At 39.4% G+C, this 16,679-nt stretch carries 16 protein-coding genes and 1 other annotated feature; of the genes, 14 read left to right on the top strand and 2 right to left on the bottom strand.

The window, feature by feature from the left end; translation table 11 throughout:
• The first annotated feature begins 122 nt into the window (after positions 1-122).
• The 3 genes from SLH55_RS22800 to SLH55_RS22790 all read left to right on the top strand — a co-directional run bounded on the left by SLH55_RS22800 (position 123) and on the right by SLH55_RS22790 (position 2,077).
• A complete protein-coding gene (locus tag SLH55_RS22800) occupies positions 123-884 on the top strand; it encodes a DUF2268 domain-containing protein (RefSeq protein ID WP_320324534.1) in 762 nt (253 codons plus the stop codon).
• A gap of 137 nt (positions 885-1,021) precedes the next feature.
• A complete protein-coding gene (locus tag SLH55_RS22795) occupies positions 1,022-1,243 on the top strand; it encodes a hypothetical protein (protein ID WP_219166943.1) in 222 nt (73 codons plus the stop codon).
• 84 nt (positions 1,244-1,327) lie between these two features.
• A complete protein-coding gene (locus tag SLH55_RS22790) occupies positions 1,328-2,077 on the top strand; it encodes a YjbA family protein (protein WP_320324533.1) in 750 nt (249 codons plus the stop codon).
• A gap of 96 nt (positions 2,078-2,173) precedes the next feature.
• Here SLH55_RS22790 and trpS read toward each other — a convergent pair whose 3' ends face one another.
• Positions 2,174-3,172 (bottom strand): tryptophan--tRNA ligase, encoded by a 999-nt coding sequence (gene trpS / locus SLH55_RS22785; RefSeq protein WP_320324532.1) that lies wholly within the window; start codon positions 3,170-3,172, stop codon positions 2,174-2,176.
• Between the two features lie 51 nt (positions 3,173-3,223).
• Positions 3,224-3,458 (bottom strand) — a binding site (T-box leader).
• Positions 3,459-3,501: 43 nt separating this feature from the next.
• Positions 3,502-3,885, bottom strand: coding sequence for a DUF3899 domain-containing protein (locus tag SLH55_RS22780; RefSeq protein ID WP_219166940.1), 384 nt, complete (start codon positions 3,883-3,885; stop codon positions 3,502-3,504).
• 510 nt (positions 3,886-4,395) lie between these two features.
• Between SLH55_RS22780 and SLH55_RS22775 the strand changes: the two genes are divergently transcribed.
• From SLH55_RS22775 to SLH55_RS22725, 11 genes are all read left to right on the top strand, one after another.
• Positions 4,396-6,048 carry a peptide ABC transporter substrate-binding protein gene (locus SLH55_RS22775; protein ID WP_320324531.1) on the top strand — a complete coding sequence of 551 codons (1,653 nt, stop codon included), beginning with the start codon at positions 4,396-4,398 and terminating at the stop codon, positions 6,046-6,048.
• Positions 6,049-6,221: 173 nt separating this feature from the next.
• Positions 6,222-7,151: an oligopeptide ABC transporter permease gene (gene opp3b, locus SLH55_RS22770; protein WP_219166938.1), complete on the top strand. Its 930-nt coding sequence runs from the start codon at positions 6,222-6,224 to the stop codon at positions 7,149-7,151.
• Entirely contained in the window at positions 7,151-8,176 is a 1,026-nt protein-coding gene (gene opp3C, locus SLH55_RS22765; protein ID WP_219166937.1) for an oligopeptide ABC transporter permease, read from the top strand. Before opp3b ends, opp3C begins: the two co-directional genes overlap by 1 nt.
• 18 nt (positions 8,177-8,194) lie before the next feature.
• Positions 8,195-9,265, top strand: coding sequence for an ABC transporter ATP-binding protein (locus tag SLH55_RS22760; protein ID WP_219166936.1), 1,071 nt, complete (start codon positions 8,195-8,197; stop codon positions 9,263-9,265).
• Positions 9,265-10,200: an ABC transporter ATP-binding protein gene (locus SLH55_RS22755; RefSeq protein ID WP_219166935.1), complete on the top strand. Its 936-nt coding sequence runs from the start codon at positions 9,265-9,267 to the stop codon at positions 10,198-10,200. Before SLH55_RS22760 ends, SLH55_RS22755 begins: the two co-directional genes overlap by 1 nt.
• A gap of 216 nt (positions 10,201-10,416) precedes the next feature.
• Entirely contained in the window at positions 10,417-11,616 is a 1,200-nt protein-coding gene (locus SLH55_RS22750) for a putative glycoside hydrolase (RefSeq protein WP_413787123.1), read from the top strand.
• A gap of 292 nt (positions 11,617-11,908) precedes the next feature.
• Positions 11,909-12,481 carry a GNAT family N-acetyltransferase gene (locus SLH55_RS22745; RefSeq protein WP_320324529.1) on the top strand — a complete coding sequence of 191 codons (573 nt, stop codon included), beginning with the start codon at positions 11,909-11,911 and terminating at the stop codon, positions 12,479-12,481.
• A 294-nt stretch (positions 12,482-12,775) separates the two neighbouring features.
• Entirely contained in the window at positions 12,776-13,171 is a 396-nt protein-coding gene (gene spxA / locus SLH55_RS22740) for a transcriptional regulator SpxA (protein ID WP_032089161.1), read from the top strand.
• Between the two features lie 351 nt (positions 13,172-13,522).
• Positions 13,523-14,194: an adaptor protein MecA gene (gene mecA, locus SLH55_RS22735; RefSeq protein WP_219166932.1), complete on the top strand. Its 672-nt coding sequence runs from the start codon at positions 13,523-13,525 to the stop codon at positions 14,192-14,194.
• Positions 14,195-14,334: 140 nt separating this feature from the next.
• Complete coding sequence (gene cls, locus SLH55_RS22730) at positions 14,335-15,840, top strand: cardiolipin synthase (RefSeq protein ID WP_219166931.1); 1,506 nt, start codon at positions 14,335-14,337, stop codon at positions 15,838-15,840.
• An 88-nt stretch (positions 15,841-15,928) separates the two neighbouring features.
• A complete protein-coding gene (locus SLH55_RS22725; protein WP_320324528.1) occupies positions 15,929-16,675 on the top strand; it encodes a competence protein CoiA in 747 nt (248 codons plus the stop codon).
• The last annotated feature ends 4 nt before the right edge of the window (positions 16,676-16,679 follow it).

The raw sequence follows: 16,679 nt of genomic DNA, 5'->3' as shown, positions 1-16,679 counted from the left end.
TTTGAGCACGCTCAAATTCACCTTTTTTTCTATTAGAGACTAGTTTTGTCCCAGCCTCTTTTTGTTGTGAATCCTTCTTCTCATACATATACATGTTAAAAAGCATGGAAAGAGGGATGAAGGTGGCCGTTGTTCCTACAGATAATTGGTTGGCTGAATGGATCGATAACCCTTTGGATCTTCTAAAGAAAACGAAAAATGGCAAGGACGATCAACAATCGTTCTATCAGTACCTTATGAAGCACGGTATGTATCGCTCTTCTCGTCTCGCATCAGATACTTACGAAAAAATGAAAGAAAAGAAGCTATGGGACCGATTTGCTCTCTTTGAACAAAAATATAAGCGGAAATGGAATGGGCCGAGTGTGCCTATTTATCTATTCCCCGTGCAGGAAAAGAGAGGGATGTTCCAATCATCCATGAAAAAATCCGGGGTGTGTTTTAAAGATGAAATATTCTTTTTTGTTACAGACCAGGAGGATCCGAAAGAATACGAAGCCTTGTTCGTACATGAGTACCATCACTGTGTAAGGATGAAACGATTAAATAAAAAAGATGCAGAATACACACTTCTTGACTCCATTATCTTTGAAGGGCTGGCTGAAAATGCAGTTAAAGAATTCTGTGGAGAGAAGTATGTAGCACCTTGGACAAAAGAATATGAAGAAAAAGAACTTGCCAAATACTATGAAAAATGGATTCAGCCGAATCTGGATATTAAACGAAGCAGTCCACTTCATGATCAACTGCTTCTTGGGCAGAAAGCCTATCCTAAAATGCTCGGTTATGCCTCAGGATATAGATTGGTTAATCAATATGGGATGAAACGGGATTCATCTACCAACACCCTTATGGGGGTACCATCCTCCACATTTGTACCTTAAAATCTGCTCAGCAGCAGATGAGGACTGTGCAGAAAAAACGGCTCCTTCATTTCGTCATATCTTTTCTTCCTGTTCATAAACTATAGTAAGCATGGACGAGCTCCATTATCTAATTGCAAGGGATAGAGGCGGAAAGTATGGTGGTACAATTGTTCGGACTCTTTATAGGATTTGGACTGGCCGTTTCAGGAGGGGTAAGCCTGATTATGTATTTAAATCTGCTAACGACTGGAATGACGTTTATTGACTATATATTCTTCGTGTCCACCCGGTTCGAATGTTATTTTTTTCTATTAGGAATCCTCATCATCACGCTCTCGATTTATATACCCCGAAGAAAAAATAACGACTATCTATAAAACCCCTGTTTAATAGGAATAAATTTACACGGAATAGCCTATACTGATTGACAAATAAGATTGAAGCAAAGCGAGGGGTCAATCATGTTATATCTTCATGATGTATGGGTAAATTGGTTCGAAGGCGAAGAAAATGGCTATAATGTCTGTCATTTTCATGAGTGGAGAAAAGAGGACGTTATCGAATTACTGGATCAGGTTCCTCTGATTAAAGTGGACAAGGCACTGTTTCATTACATCGAGAATGATTTATCAGAGTTACCTCAACAACTGCTTAACAATGTCTATCAGAAAGCATACCTGCGAAAAAACCATGAACGGATACAATTGGATTATTGCTTCATCATCACAGATGGTACGGGAATACTAGCCGTGGACACAATCGGGTATACTGTGCCAATCAGAAAGAGCAGGCTGATACCGAGACAGGAACAACTGGTATACGAAATGGTGGAAAGTCATGAAACGGTGCAGTACTCGATTCAGGAGGATCCTAAGAGAGAGGATGCCTATCACATCCTTTCACCGAATCCATTTATGATGAGTGGACTGACCAGAAAAGAAAGACAATTGAAGCAGTTGTTATTCATGGCACTCGACCAACTTCACAGCTCAAACAATACAGCAGAAATCCGCTATTGGTATACTGAATGGGCACCACAGCGTTACCGCACCATCCAGGAGTTGGACTTTGAAGAAATTTGGCAAATGCTCTATGAAGAAACCCAATATGGCTGGTCGGACAAGCATCTTACCCTTTGTGAGAATTTGATAAAGGGACAGCCATTCTTTGAGAAACTTTGGGAAGTGGAGAATCGTCCAAAGGTAAATTGAATTTAGTAACCATGAGTCCTTAACAGGCTTGCAGGTATTTCTAGTAAAGAATGAAAAAAAGACCAGTGACCGCCATTGCAGTCACTGGTCTTATTATTATTTTCTTTTTCTTTCTTTGCGTCCCAATCCCATGGCCTTTTCCATTTTCTTCAGCATTTTGTTTGCAGCGAAGTTTGCCTTTTCAGCACCACGGTCCAGAATATCATCCAATTCCTCGGAATCAATCAATTCATAGTAACGGTCCTGTACAGGTTTAATGGCATTTACAACCACTTGTGCCAAGTCGCCTTTGAAGTCACCGTATCCTTTACCTTCATATTTTTGTTCAAGTTCTTCTATAGAACTGCCTTCAAGAATCGAATAGATGGAAAGTAGGTTTGAGACTCCAGGTTTGTTTTCTTTATCGTATTTCACGATGCCATCAGAATCAGTCACGGCACTTTTGATTTTCTTCTCGATCTGCTTAGGATCATCGAGAAGAGTAATGAATGCCTTTTGATTCGAATCGGATTTACTCATCTTTTTTAACGGGTCCTGAAGGGACATGACTCGCGCACCGACTTTAGGGATGCGGACCTCAGGCACCGTAAAGATATCGTTATACTTTTTGTTAAAACGCTCTGCGAGGTTTCTTGCCAATTCAAGATGCTGTTTCTGATCCTCACCGACTGGAACGAGATCCGTTCCGTATAAGAGGATATCGGCCGCCATCAAAGGTGGATACGTCAATAAACCTGCAGAAACGGCTTCTTTACCGAGGGACTTATCCTTAAATTGGGTCATTCTTTCAAGCTCACCTATATATGTTACACATTGTAAGATCCAGCCAGCCTGCGCATGTGCAGGTACTTCCGATTGAATGAATAAAGTTGATTTCTCCGGATCTATCCCACAGGCAATATAAAGGGCAGCAAGACTGCGAATATTTTTCCGCAGCTCCATTTTGTCCTGTGCAACCGTGATGGCATGTTGGTCCACAACACAAAAATAACAATTATATTCTTCCTGAAGCTCGGTAAACTGTTTCATTGCTCCGATATAATTGCCGAGAGTAATTGTTCCACTCGGCTGAATGCCACTAAAAATCGTTTTCATCTTTCTTCCTCCTATATTTACACAAAATAAAAACCCACCCGTTCCTATAAAGATAGGGACGAATGGGAACATTTCCGCGGTGCCACCCTAAGTTGCTCGAATGAGCCGGCTTAGTCCATGATGTTCATGGGACCTCTTTAACGTGAGGTTAGTTCGTTATTAGCTACTCTTAGTTCACAAATAAAGCTCCGAAGTCCATTCCTCTTCACATGATTACTTGTTTTCACCAGACACAAGCTCTCTATAAATCATTTAGAAAAGTACTACTCTTCATCTATGCTTCTTACTCAATTCACCTATAAATATTATATGAAAATGAGCAGGATAATTCAAGTATACAGAAGATAGCTCAATATAACGGAGAGGACGAGGGTGAAGGCACCTAGCGTCAATAAAGACTTAGTAATGGAATAGGAGCGTTTGACAGTGAATTCTTCATGTGCTTCTTTCGTGTCATCCAGCTCATCAAATTGTGAAATATACATGCCCTGTTTCGTACTGTTCCGGAACCGTTTGAATGCATAGACAATTCCATTGAAGAAGCCCTTTTCGAAAATATAAAGGAGGGCACCCAGGCTGACATATACAATCCCGATAACAAACAAGCTATCTATTATAGAAAGAAGCAGGTTCTTTTCCTGAAGAGACGCCAATACAACTGCGCTGATAAAAAAAATTAATGTAAGTATAGAAAATAGATTGATTCGTTTCATAATACTCCTTTAAATGTTTTTAACAAAAGTATACATGAAGGGTAATAAAGAATTCAATCCTCACTCATATATATTCAACCCTTCTCAAAGTGTATAAGTAGAGCTGACATTCCTCCATTCCGGACATACACTTTGATTAAAGCTGAATATTACTGAAAATGAAAACTGAAATAAGTATGAATTCTATTATTTATATTTAGTCTGTCATTTTAATATTTATAATAGATGAATATTCTAAAGAGAGGAAATTTCATACAGAATGTAAAACGGATTTAACCCTTTTGAATTTACAATTGTAACAATTGTAATAGGACAAACTCTCTAAAATGTTTAGAAAAAACGTTGGTATTACAGTGTTTTAATAACAATATACCTACTAATCTGATAATTTAGCAAAAAAACTGTTAAATTCATATTGCAATAATTTCTCTATCATGTATAATAAGTAACAAATCTTCTGAAAATTAGAAGATAAATAAATATGAGATTTACGAGGAGGTCAATTTCAAGATGAAGAAAAAGTTTTCATTCTTGCTGGTTCTTCTTCTGGCTCTCAGTACTTTCTTAGCGGCTTGTGGCGGCGACAAGAAAACTGACAGCAATGAAGAGGGATCAGGTGCAGGCGGTTCTGACGAAAAGAAAGAACAAGTACTTAACTTACTTGAGGGTTCTGAGATCCCATCAATGGACTCTACTCTAGCAACTGACTCTGTTTCATTCAAAATCATGAACAACGTTTATGAAGGTCTTTACCGTTTAGGTGAAGATGACAAGGCTGTACTTGGTATGGCTGCTGAAGAACCACAGATCAGTGAAGATGGTAAAACATACACGTTCAAGATCCGTGATGCAAAATGGTCTAACGGAGATCCCGTTACAGCTAACGACTTCGTTTACGCTTGGCAAAAAGCTTTAAACCCTGACACTGGTGCAGAGTATGCGTACATCATGTACGATATCAAAAACGCTGCTAAAGTAAATGCTGGTGAAGTACCAGTTGAAGAATTAGGTGTTAAAGCTACAGATGACAAAACTTTAGAAGTTCAGCTTGAAACAGCTGTACCATACTTCAAAGCTTTACTTTCTTTCGCAACATTCTATCCACAAAACCAAAAATTCGTTGAGTCTCAAGGCGACAAGTTCGGTCTTGAAGCTGACACTGCTCTATACAATGGTCCATTCACACTTTCAGAGTGGAAGCATGAACAAAGCTACAAATTATCTAAAAATGACAACTACTGGGAAGCAGATGCTGTTAAATTAGATGAAGTAAACTTTAACGTAGTTAAAGATACTGCTACAGGTGTTAACTTATATGAAACAAACAAAGTGGATGTTGCCGGTCTTTCAGCTGAATTTGTAGACAAATACAAATCAGATGAAAACTTCAAGACACTTGCTGAAACATCTGTATTCTTCCTTCGTTTAAACCAAAAGAACGAAGTAATGAAAAACGTAAATGCACGTAAAGCAATCGATGCTGCTTATGACAAGCAAGGTATGGTTGACGTACTACTTAACAACGGATCACTTCCTGCTTACTACTTAGTACCAAAAGATTTCGTAACTGGTCCTGATGGAACTGAATACCGTGAAGCGGTAGGCGATTTCGGTGGATTTGACGCTAAAAAAGCGGCAGATTACTGGGCTAAAGCGAAAGAAGAGTTAGGTAAAGATTCTATTGAATTGGAACTACTTAACTACGATTCTGACAGCTCTAAGAAAATCGGTGAATTCTTAAAAGAACAACTTGAGCAAAACCTAGAAGGTTTAACTGTGAAAATCAAAGCTCAACCATTCAAGCAAAAACTTGAATTAGAATCTAAAGGTCAATATGACTTCTCATTCGCTGGTTGGGGACCTGACTATCCAGATCCGATGACATTTGTTGACATGTTCGTCACTGACGGTGCTCACAATCAAATGGGTTACTCAAATCCTGAATATGACAAGTTAATCGAACAAGCTAAAGGTGAACTTCTTGATGATACTGAAGCTCGCTGGCAAGCAATGGTTGACGCTGAAAAGATCCTTTTTGAAGATCAAGCGATCAGCCCAATGTATCAACGTGGATCTGCTTACTTAGAGCGTCCATATGTTAAAGGTCTGTTACGTCACTCATTTGGTGCAGATGCATCATACAAATGGGCTTACATTGAGTAGTATTTAACTCATTCGACAAACCTTAAAAGGGAGAGCGTATGCATAGGCATATGCTCTCCTTTTCCAGTGAATGTCGATAATTATCAAAAAAGTAAAAATACATTGAAAATTTGTCGAATATCGCTATAATTAGAAATGTAGAAAAAATAAGATAAAAAAAGGGGGGCTAAAGAATGGTCAAATATACAATTCAACGTATCGTTTATATGATCATCACTTTGCTTATCATTGCAACCGCCACTTTCTTTCTGATGAAGCTCCTACCTGGATCTCCACTTCAAAACACAGAAAGGCTGACTCCGGAGCAACAACAAATCATCCTTGATAAATACGGTCTTAATGACCCGCTGCCAGAACAATATATCAACTATATGGTCGGCTTAGCGAAAGGTGACTTGGGGTTATCCTTCCAATACGATAATCGAAAAGTTACGCAGATCATCGGAGATCGTATTGGTCCTTCCGCACTTCTTGGTTTCCAAGCTATGGTATTAGGTACTTTCCTAGGTTTACTGATTGGTATTATTGCAGCCATCAAGCATAACACCTGGCTGGATTACGGTTCGACTTTCTTAGCGGTTATCGGGATTTCAATACCGTCGTTCGTATTTGCAGGATTGCTCCAATATTATGTTGGGGTGAAACTGGAATGGCTACCTGTTGCACTATGGGGTGAGTTTAAACATACTATTTTACCTACTCTTTCCCTTACAGTGTTCGTGGTAGCAACGATTGCCCGATTTATGAGGACTGAAATGCTGGAAATATTAAACTCTGATTATATATTACTAGCAACTGCAAAAGGTATTTCTAAGACAGGAACGATTTTAAAGCATGCTGTGCGAAATGCTATGATCCCTATTGTGACTATTATAGGTCCTATGACTGTCGGTATAATGACTGGAACTCTTGTCATTGAACGCATCTTTGCTGTACCAGGACTAGGAGAGCAATTTGTATTAGCCATTAATACGAATGATTACACTGTAATTATGGGAATTACCCTTTTCTTCAGTGCTTTATTTATTGCTGTAATCTTTTTGGTAGATATTCTTTATGGAATCATTGATCCACGTATTCGCATAGCTGGAGGGAAGAAATAATGGGAGATAACAATAAGAATTTAGAACAGCTTAGTCCAGACCTCTTCCAACCTCAACAGGCTAGGGGAGACGAAGCTGAAAAAATATCACGTCCAAGCTTGAGTTTTTGGCAAGATTCTTGGATCCGTTTACGTAAAAATAAGGGTGCCGTTGTTGGGATTATCATCACAGCGATTATTGTGTTCTTTGCCATCTTTGGTCCAATGATGAATAAGTATAGTTTCAGTGATCAAAACATCCGTCATGCAAAGCTTCCTCCAAAAATTGAAGCGCTTTCAGGAATTGGGTGGCTGCCATTTGACGGGAAGGATGCGGATGGCTTCGATGTGTATGAGGCAAGAGATATTAAAGAAAACTACTGGTTCGGTACAGATGACTTGGGTCGTGACCTATGGACTCGTACATGGAACGGTACCCGGATTTCACTATATATCGGTTTGCTAGCTGCTGTCATCGACTTTATAATTGGGATCTCATACGGTGGTATTTCAGCTTATTATGGTGGAAGAGTAGATAACGTCATGCAACGTATTATTGAAATCCTTGTCGGTATCCCAAACTTAATTGTCGTCATCCTCTTTATCCTGGTATTCGAACCGGGTATATTCTCAATCACAATGGCGATGGTTATTACCGGATGGACAGGTATGGCAAGGATAGTCCGTGGGCAAGTGCTTCAATTAAAGAACCAGGAATTTGTTTTAGCTTCTAGAACACTAGGTGCCACAAGCAACCGTTTAATCTTTAAGCATTTGCTTCCTAACGTTATGGGGCCTGTTATCATTACAACGATGTTTACAGTACCTTCAGCAATTTATACAGAAGCATTCTTAAGCTTTATCGGACTGGGGATTGCACCACCGAGAGCGTCTCTTGGATCACTAGTCAATGAAGGATACAGATCTATTCAGTCTTTTCCTCACATGATGTTAGTGCCTTCAGCAGTCATTTCATTGGTCATTCTAAGCTTCAACCTAATGGCAGATGGATTGCGTGATGCACTTGATCCGAAAATGCGTAAGTAGTAGAAGGGAGAAAATATTATGTCAAAAATTTTAGAAGTGAACGATCTACACGTCTCCTTCAATACGCATGGAGGGGAAGTACAGGCTGTCCGTGGTGTAGATTTCCATTTGGATAAAGGTGAAACATTAGCAATCGTAGGGGAATCGGGTTCCGGGAAGTCCGTTACAACGAAAGCCCTTATGAGATTGATTCCAAATCCACCTGGTTTCATCAAAGGTGGAGAGATCCTTTTTGAAGGAAAAGATTTAGCTAAGCTTCCTGAGAAAGATATGCAAAAGATCCGTGGAAAAGACATCTCAATGATTTTCCAGGATCCAATGACGTCTTTAAATCCTACGATGACAATCGGGAAACAGATCATGGAACCTCTTGTGAAACATCAAAACATGAGTAAAAATGATGCGAAGAAACGTGCCATTGAACTCTTGAAATTAGTAGGTCTTCCAAGTCCAGATACTCGTTTCAAACAATATCCTCACCAATTCTCAGGTGGTCAGCGTCAGCGTGTTGTCATCGCGATTGCCCTTGCTTGTAATCCAAAAATCCTTATTGCCGATGAGCCAACAACGGCATTGGATGTGACGATTCAGGCTCAAATCCTAGAATTGATGAAGGATCTTCAAAATAAAATCGAAACATCTATCATTTTCATCACCCATGATTTAGGGGTTGTGGCAAATGTTGCCGATCGCGTTGCGGTCATGTATGGAGGTCAAATCGTAGAAACCGGGACTGTAGATGAAATTTTCTACGACCCACGTCATCCATACACATGGGGATTGATCGGTTCTATGCCTACAACGGATACAGAAGGCGAGCAGGAGCTGGTTGCAATCCCTGGTACTCCTCCTGATTTATTGAATCCACCTAAGGGAGATGCATTCGCTCTTCGCAGTGAGTATGCATTGAAAGTGGACTTTGAACAAGAGCCGCCATATTACCAGGTATCAGATACTCACTATGTGAAGTCCTGGTTACTGCACCCGAGTGCTCCACAGGTCGAGCCTCCGGAAGCAGTGAAAGTAAGACAAAGACAAATGCCGTCAAACTTTAAAGAACCGGTACTTGTTGAGGGGGTTCGTTTATAATGGCAGAAAAATTATTAGAAATTAAAAATCTTAAACAGTATTTCAATCCAGGAAAACCGAATATGGTTAAAGCGGTTGACGATATCAGCTTTGATATTTATAAAGGTGAAACCCTTGGACTTGTTGGTGAGTCAGGTTGTGGAAAATCAACGACCGGCCGTACAATCATTCGGTTGTATGATGCAACAGACGGTCAGGTTCTATTTGATGGTGAGGATGTACATGGTAAAAAGTCACGTTCTCAATTAAAGAAATTCAACCGAAAAATGCAAATGATCTTCCAGGATCCTTATGCGAGTCTGAATCCAAGAATGAAAGTTGCCGATATCATTGCTGAAGGGATAGATATCCACGGATTGGCAACTTCTAAACAAGAACGTCTGAAGAAAGTTCATGAACTTTTAGAGACTGTAGGATTGAATAAAGAGCATGCCGGCCGCTACCCGCATGAATTCTCAGGTGGTCAACGTCAGCGTATCGGAATTGCCCGTGCACTGGCGGTGGATCCTGATTTCATCATAGCCGATGAGCCGATCTCAGCCCTTGACGTTTCAATCCAAGCGCAAGTTGTTAACCTGATGCAAGAGCTTCAAAAAGAGAAGGGTTTAACATATCTGTTCATTGCCCATGATCTTTCAATGGTAAAATATATAAGTGACCGTATCGGTGTTATGTATTATGGTAAGCTGGTTGAACTGACAACAAGTGATGCCCTGTACAAAAACCCGCTTCATCCTTATACTCAATCGCTTCTATCTGCGATTCCGTTACCAGATCCTGAGTATGAGCGCACACGCAGAAGAAAAGAATATAATCCAGCTGTTCATAACTATACAGAGGATGATAATCCTGAGATGCGGGAAGTGGTCCCGGGACATTTCGTATACTGTTCTGAGAAAGAATTTGCCCAATATCAAGCATCTTACAAAAACTAATAAAGTGAAAGAAGCTCCCTTCATAAGGGGAGCTTTTTTCATGGATGCCTTCTTATATTTAAAGAAAGGCATAAAATATATAGAAGATCATTCATTTCCTTGGAAATTTCGACATACTAGGTGGATTAACCCTTTTCTTACAAGTAATTTCCTTGTTAGAATAGAATAGGGAGTTACATAATTTACTAGAAAGCTTATTTTATAGAGGAGAGATTAATGTTGAAATGGAGTAAGGTAGCGACATCGTTATGTTTAGTCACATTATGCGTCATGCCGTTTCGATCAGCACACGCTGCTGAAGGTGGCTCGGCTAAAAGCCATGAGAAGAGAACGCTCTCGATGAGTAAAAAAGAGATAACAAGTCCAGTACCCCGCTTTGTATACGATTCCGGCTTGAAATTCGAATATCCGGACGCAATTAGGGGAGTTTATGTCACAGCACATTCAGCTGGTGGAGCACGATTTGATACTCTAACCAAATTAATGGATGACACTGATCTAAATGCAATGGTCATCGATATTAAGGATGATGTTGGGAACCTGACATATGAACCTGAACCATCTTCTCCATACGCTAAAGTGGGGCAGCCCTATATTAAGGACCCGAAAGCTATGTTAAAGACATTAGAGGAAAAGAAAATCTATCCAATTGCAAGGGTGGTTGTTTTCAAGGATACGGTCCTTGCCAATCAAAGACCGGACTTGTCGTTTAAAGACGGTGATAAGGTCTGGTCAAATGGAGGGGGAGATTCCTTCGTCAATCCATTCCTCAAAGAGGTTTGGGATTACAATGTGGGTATCGCCATAGAAGCAGCCAAAATGGGATTTCAGGAGATCCAGTTTGACTATGTTCGATTCCCTGAAGGTTTCGAGAAGCGTGATGATGAGCTGAAATATAATGGAGGGGAATATGCGAAAGAGGACATTGATAATGTGCAAAAGCGTGTGCATGCCGTTACAGACTTTGTTGAATATGCCCACAAGAAACTAGATCCATATGGTGTTAAAGTATCCGTCGATATCTTTGGTTACACGGCAACCCTGCCGGAAGCACCTGGAATCGGCCAGAACTTCTCAAAGATATCGGAAAATGTAGATGTCATTTCTTCCATGATCTATCCGAGTCACTGGACACCTTATTTCGGAATTGCCAAACCTGATTTACAACCATATGAACTAATAACTGAATATTCGAAAGTGGAGAAGGCGAAAATAGCTGAACTAAAGAATAAACCTATCTCCAGACCTTGGCTTCAGGACTTCACAGCATCGTGGTTGGGAAGCGGAAATTATAAACCGTATGGAAAAGCTGAAGTTGAAGCACAAATAAAAGCACTAAATGATCAGGGAATAAACGAATTCCTTCTTTGGGACGCCGGAAATTCCTACACTGAAGGCGTAGACTACACGCCATGATAGAAAAGACTGACCTGAAAAGACCCAGGTCAGTCTTTTTCATTTAGGGTAGATATCTCTTAAGCAGGCCTTTCCATTTGAAAAGTCAACGAGATATTGTTATCATTAAAGTATTGGTAAGATTAACCGCTTTCAACCACATAATCCCCTTCACGGGCAGTTAGCCTGTGATTCCGTATTATTATCCCACGGATAAGACTAACATCTAACATAAACAAATCATTCTTGAGAATCATAATGGTATCCCGTTAGTCAATGGTTTATAAAAAAAACATGTTGAAGGAGTAGATCCATGCACTGGTATGAAAAATTAAATCAATATTTCCCTGTAGAGGAAATGAAATCAAAGGAACATCTCGAATCACTGCTGAGAGAAAGAAGCGACATTTATCACAAAGATGAAGGTCCCCATCATGTCCTTATGTATGCGGAACTGGAGGATTTTATTTTTATCGATTATCTCTTTGTTTCAAAGGATGCACGCGGACAAGGGCTTGGACATAAATTACTTGAGCAGTTAAAAGAGAAGAAGAAGGCAATTATTCTGGAAGTCGAGCCGGTGGACTATGATGATACAGATACTGAAAAGCGCTTAAAGTTTTATAAACGTGAAGGCTTTGAACATGCTGTCAGTATCGGATATGCACGCCGATCACTAGCCACAAACGAAATTAATGAAATGGAAATCCTTTATTGGGATCCAAACCATGAATCTGAGGACCTTATCTTCGAGTCTATGAAGAAAACGTATGAATTGATCCATACGTACAATGATCAGAAATTTTATGGTGCATCGTACCAACCCGTCGAAGAAGTGTTAAAGAAAGATAATGACCGTGATGGGGATGTACTGAAAAACTTATAATATAGAAAACCTTATTGTCTATTCGCAATAAGGTTTTCTAAATGAAAAAATGAAAGGTCAAAATGTATGTTTAAACCGAAGCCATACCGGGTAATTGTATAGTATAAACAATCCATATAGCTGTGTTAAACCTATGTATAAGAAATTTGACAAATTAGTTAAAACTATATTCAATGGTCAGTTATTCATGTATAATACATAATAGAGATTTCTTATTTAAACTAATTTTAAATAACTGTAAACGTTTAAATAAAGATCTATATTAAAAAATCCTTAAGGGAGTGTGAATGATTCGTGGTTACATTATTCACTTCACCTAGTTGTACATCTTGTCGTAAGGCAAAAGCTTGGTTAGAAGAGCATGAGATTCCATATACAGAACGCAACGTATTTTCTGAACCATTAAGTATCGATGAAATTAAAGAAATCCTCCGTATGACTGAGGATGGAACGGATGAAATCATTTCGACCCGTTCTAAAACATTCCAAAAACTTAATGTAGACTTAGAAACTCTGCCACTTCAAGAATTGTTTGAACTAATCCAGAAAAACCCGGGACTTTTAAGACGGCCAATCATCCTTGATGAAAAACGTCTTCAAGTAGGGTACAATGAAGATGAAATCAGACGATTCCTTCCAAGAAAGGTTCGTACATTCCAACTTCTTGAAGCACAAAGAATGGTAAATTAAGGTTTACTTAGATTCTAAAAGCTTTCCTTGTATAAAGGATATATAAGTAAAAGGGGCTGACCTTTAAGGAACGTTACGTCTCCTTTCAGGTCAGTCTCTTTTATATTAGATTAAGTATTATCACTTGAATTTTCTGCAAATATTCGCTAAAATGTCAAAAACACCTAATGGGATTTGTGAGAAAAAAATGGGTGTTAGTTTAATTCCATTTTCTGCGGTTTTATCATAAAATAGAAGTACAAGGTACAAACTAACCTAAATGTATCTTCTATCTTCACCAGCAATAGAGCATTACATGCTCAGAGGGTGTAGTCCCTTCACTAACATCATGCAAGAAGGGAGAGGTGTTAATTGGAAATCGAACGCATTAACGAAAATACCGTAAAGTTTTATATTTCCTATGGAGATATAGAAGATCGCGGCTTTGATCGGGAAGAAATCTGGTACAATCGCGAGAGAAGCGAAGAACTTTTCTGGGAAATGATGGATGAGGTCCATCAGGAAGAAGATTTCGGAATCGAAGGACCGCTTTGGATCCAGGTTCAGGCTTTGGACAAAGGGCTTGAAGTACTGGTTACAAGGGCTCAGGTTTCGAAGGATGGTCAACGTTTTGAGCTTCCTATTCCAGAGGATAAGCTAAAGGAACTTCCTGTCGATGAGCGCATAGAGGAACTGTTGGATCAGCACTTCCAAATCAAGCAGGATCAGGACGGGGAAGCAGAAGTGGTATTGGATTTCACACTGAAATTCAATGATTTTGAAGATGCGATTTCTCTATCCCATCGAATGAAAGAAATGCCTATGGAGCACTTGGAAACAAAGTTGCTTGCATTCGAAGATAGATATTTTATTTATGTTAAATTTTCTGAAGAGCACTTTTCAGAAGAAGATATCGATAATACGTTGAGTATACTGCTTGAATATGCTGATGAGTCACGAATGACTGTTCATCGCCTTGAAGAGTATGGTAAAGTCGTCATTCAGGAGAATGTCTTTGAGACATTGAGTGAACACTTTTCGTAAGAATCAATACCGGTTTCATTTAGAAATCGGTATTTTTTTATATTTATTTCTCTGTTATATGGTAAAGGTTTTCGGTTGGTTCCCTTCATCTTTAACAGAGCAACTCATTTTAAGATTAAGCCGTTGGAAGGTGTTAATTGATGAAAAATACAGTAAGGGTCCTTTTATTTATAGCTGTTCTTTTTTTAAGTTATATCTTTTATTTCGATCAGTATTTATCCGGAATGGTGAAATATATTAGTATTGTGTTTACATTCTCTGTCATTGTCATAGGTTTTCTCATATTCTTTGAAAACCGCCATCCTACCCAAACATTGACATGGCTTGTGGTATTGGGAGCTTTCCCGTTTTTGGGCTTCATCTTCTACTTATTATTCGGACGGAATTATCGAAAGGAAAAGATGTATAAGAAGAAGTACATACTGGATCAGGAAACATATAATAAATTTGAGCCTGGACCTAAAGAAATAAATGCTGATTTGTTTGGGTTATTTCAGGAGAAGCATTTTCAACTTGCCCAGAGGATCGGGAATAGTGCTATTTCTTTTTCAAGTGAAACCAAATTACTGACAAATGGCACTGAGACATTTGGCGAAATTCTAAAGTGGTTAAAGACGGCCAAGCACCATATACATATGGAGTATTATATCGTCCGCCATGATGAAATCGGAAATCAGATAAAGGATATCCTCATTGAACGTGCAAACGAGGGGGTTAAGATCCGTTTCCTTTACGATGCGGTCGGAGCTTGGCAACTTTCGAAGGATTATATAAAGGAACTAAAGGGTGCAGGGATAGAAGTGGTGGCATTCGGCCCTGTTAAGATTCCTGTTCTGAATAACAAGTTCAATTTCAGGAATCATCGAAAGATCATCGTCATCGATGGCAGCATAGGGTTTGTGGGTGGTCTTAATATTGGGGATGAATATCTGGGTAAGAATCCACATTTCGGCTTCTGGAGGGACACTCATCTATTTGTAAGGGGAGAAGCGGTGCGGACATTGCAATTGATTTTCCTTCAGGATTGGTATTATATGACGAATGATGACTTTCTGACACCTGGATATCTAAGTCCTGATCCCCTTGAAAATGCCAACGACGGCGGTGTTCAGATGATAGCGGGTGGACCTGACAATGAATTGAGTGTATTAAAGAATATTTTCTTCTCGATGATAACGTCAGCAAGAAAAAGCGTATGGGTAGCTTCCCCCTATTTCGTCCCGGATGAAGATATATTTTCAGCACTAAAGATCGCCGCTCTAAGCGGTGTGGATGTTAGATTACTGGTTCCCCATAAACCGGATAAGCGTATTGTATTCCATGCCTCCCGTTCTTATTTTCCCGATCTGCTTGAGGCAGGGGCGAGAATATTTGAATATCAGAAAGGATTTATGCACAGTAAGATTGTGATCGTTGATGAGGAAATGGCTTCGATCGGAACATCGAATATGGATATGAGAAGTTTTCACTTGAATTTTGAAGTAAATGCCTTTTTGTATAAAACGGAAAGTACGGCTTCCATCGTAAGGGAATACCTTCATGATTTAGAAGAATCGGAAGAGTTACAGCTGGAAGAATTTCAGAAGAGACATCTTGGTTTCAGAATCTTAGAATCCACTTCTCGTTTGATGTCTCCCCTTTTATAAAGCAGGGCCTTCAAGTAATCATTGCTTGAAGGCATTTTTGTGCAGGGATTTACAGATTTTTGGCGAATAAATCTAGAGGAGGTGTTCTATGTTAACAGCATTACTAGAACAGAAAGTATTTACAACGATTCAATTCACGAGGGAGGAACTGAGAAGGATCAGAAGTAAGGGCGTTCCATTCCATTGTCCTTATTGCGCTTCACCAATGAGCTTGCGAATTGGAAATCGAAACATACCACATTTCGCTCATATGTCACGTCCCGAGTGTATTGTGGAGAACCAGAATGAGTCGCCTAAACATCTGTTAAGTAAACAGCTTCTATATGACAGATTAAACTCTCTTTATAGAGATGTGAGACTCGAACACTACCTGAAAGAACTTAATCAAATCGCAGACATTTATGTGAAAACAGATTCGAGAAAGATTGCCGTCGAAATACAGTGCTCCAACATCCCGATACCTGAATTGGAGCAACGTACACACGGTTATCTCCGGGACGGAATCACCCCCTTTTGGGTCCTGACCCAATCTTTGAAGCGAAAAAAACTTCTGAAATTATCATCCTTCCAACAAGCGTTTATCCGATATTCACCGCAGTTACACTATTTTCTGCTTCATTTTCTCCCTGAGTTGAATAGCTTCCATCTTTATACCCATCTTTATCCCGTATCAATTTCAAACTTTATCAGTACAGCTCCAGTAATTATTCCCGTAAGCCAGTTCACCCTTCCTTTAACCATTTCGGAGCTCCCCTTTCATCATCTTAAACCCCTCATTCGTATTATAAGGTCAGCCAGATATTTCTGGTTGACCATTTTTTATATCGATATATGATTAC

It is taken from the genome of Rossellomorea sp. YZS02, assembly GCF_033963925.1.
GTDB lineage: Bacteria > Bacillota > Bacilli > Bacillales > Bacillaceae_B > Rossellomorea.
This window is presented reverse-complemented; position numbering and strand designations above follow the sequence as displayed.

Bases quoted from the DNA above. Each gene is read 5' to 3' on its own strand.
- SLH55_RS22795 (WP_219166943.1), top strand. From the start codon at position 1,022: ATGGTGGTACAATTGTTCGGACTCTTTATAGGATTTGGACTGGCCGTT.
- SLH55_RS22790 (WP_320324533.1), top strand. From the start codon at position 1,328: ATGTTATATCTTCATGATGTATGGGTAAATTGGTTCGAAGGCGAAGAA.
- trpS (WP_320324532.1), bottom strand. From the start codon at position 3,172: ATGAAAACGATTTTTAGTGGCATTCAGCCGAGTGGAACAATTACTCTC.
- SLH55_RS22780 (WP_219166940.1), bottom strand. From the start codon at position 3,885: ATGAAACGAATCAATCTATTTTCTATACTTACATTAATTTTTTTTATC.
- SLH55_RS22775 (WP_320324531.1), top strand. From the start codon at position 4,396: ATGAAGAAAAAGTTTTCATTCTTGCTGGTTCTTCTTCTGGCTCTCAGT.
- opp3b (WP_219166938.1), top strand. From the start codon at position 6,222: ATGGTCAAATATACAATTCAACGTATCGTTTATATGATCATCACTTTG.
- opp3C (WP_219166937.1), top strand. From the start codon at position 7,151: ATGGGAGATAACAATAAGAATTTAGAACAGCTTAGTCCAGACCTCTTC.
- SLH55_RS22760 (WP_219166936.1), top strand. From the start codon at position 8,195: ATGTCAAAAATTTTAGAAGTGAACGATCTACACGTCTCCTTCAATACG.
- SLH55_RS22755 (WP_219166935.1), top strand. From the start codon at position 9,265: ATGGCAGAAAAATTATTAGAAATTAAAAATCTTAAACAGTATTTCAAT.
- SLH55_RS22750 (WP_413787123.1), top strand. From the start codon at position 10,417: ATGTTGAAATGGAGTAAGGTAGCGACATCGTTATGTTTAGTCACATTA.
- SLH55_RS22745 (WP_320324529.1), top strand. From the start codon at position 11,909: ATGCACTGGTATGAAAAATTAAATCAATATTTCCCTGTAGAGGAAATG.
- cls (WP_219166931.1), top strand. From the start codon at position 14,335: ATGAAAAATACAGTAAGGGTCCTTTTATTTATAGCTGTTCTTTTTTTA.
- SLH55_RS22725 (WP_320324528.1), top strand. From the start codon at position 15,929: ATGTTAACAGCATTACTAGAACAGAAAGTATTTACAACGATTCAATTC.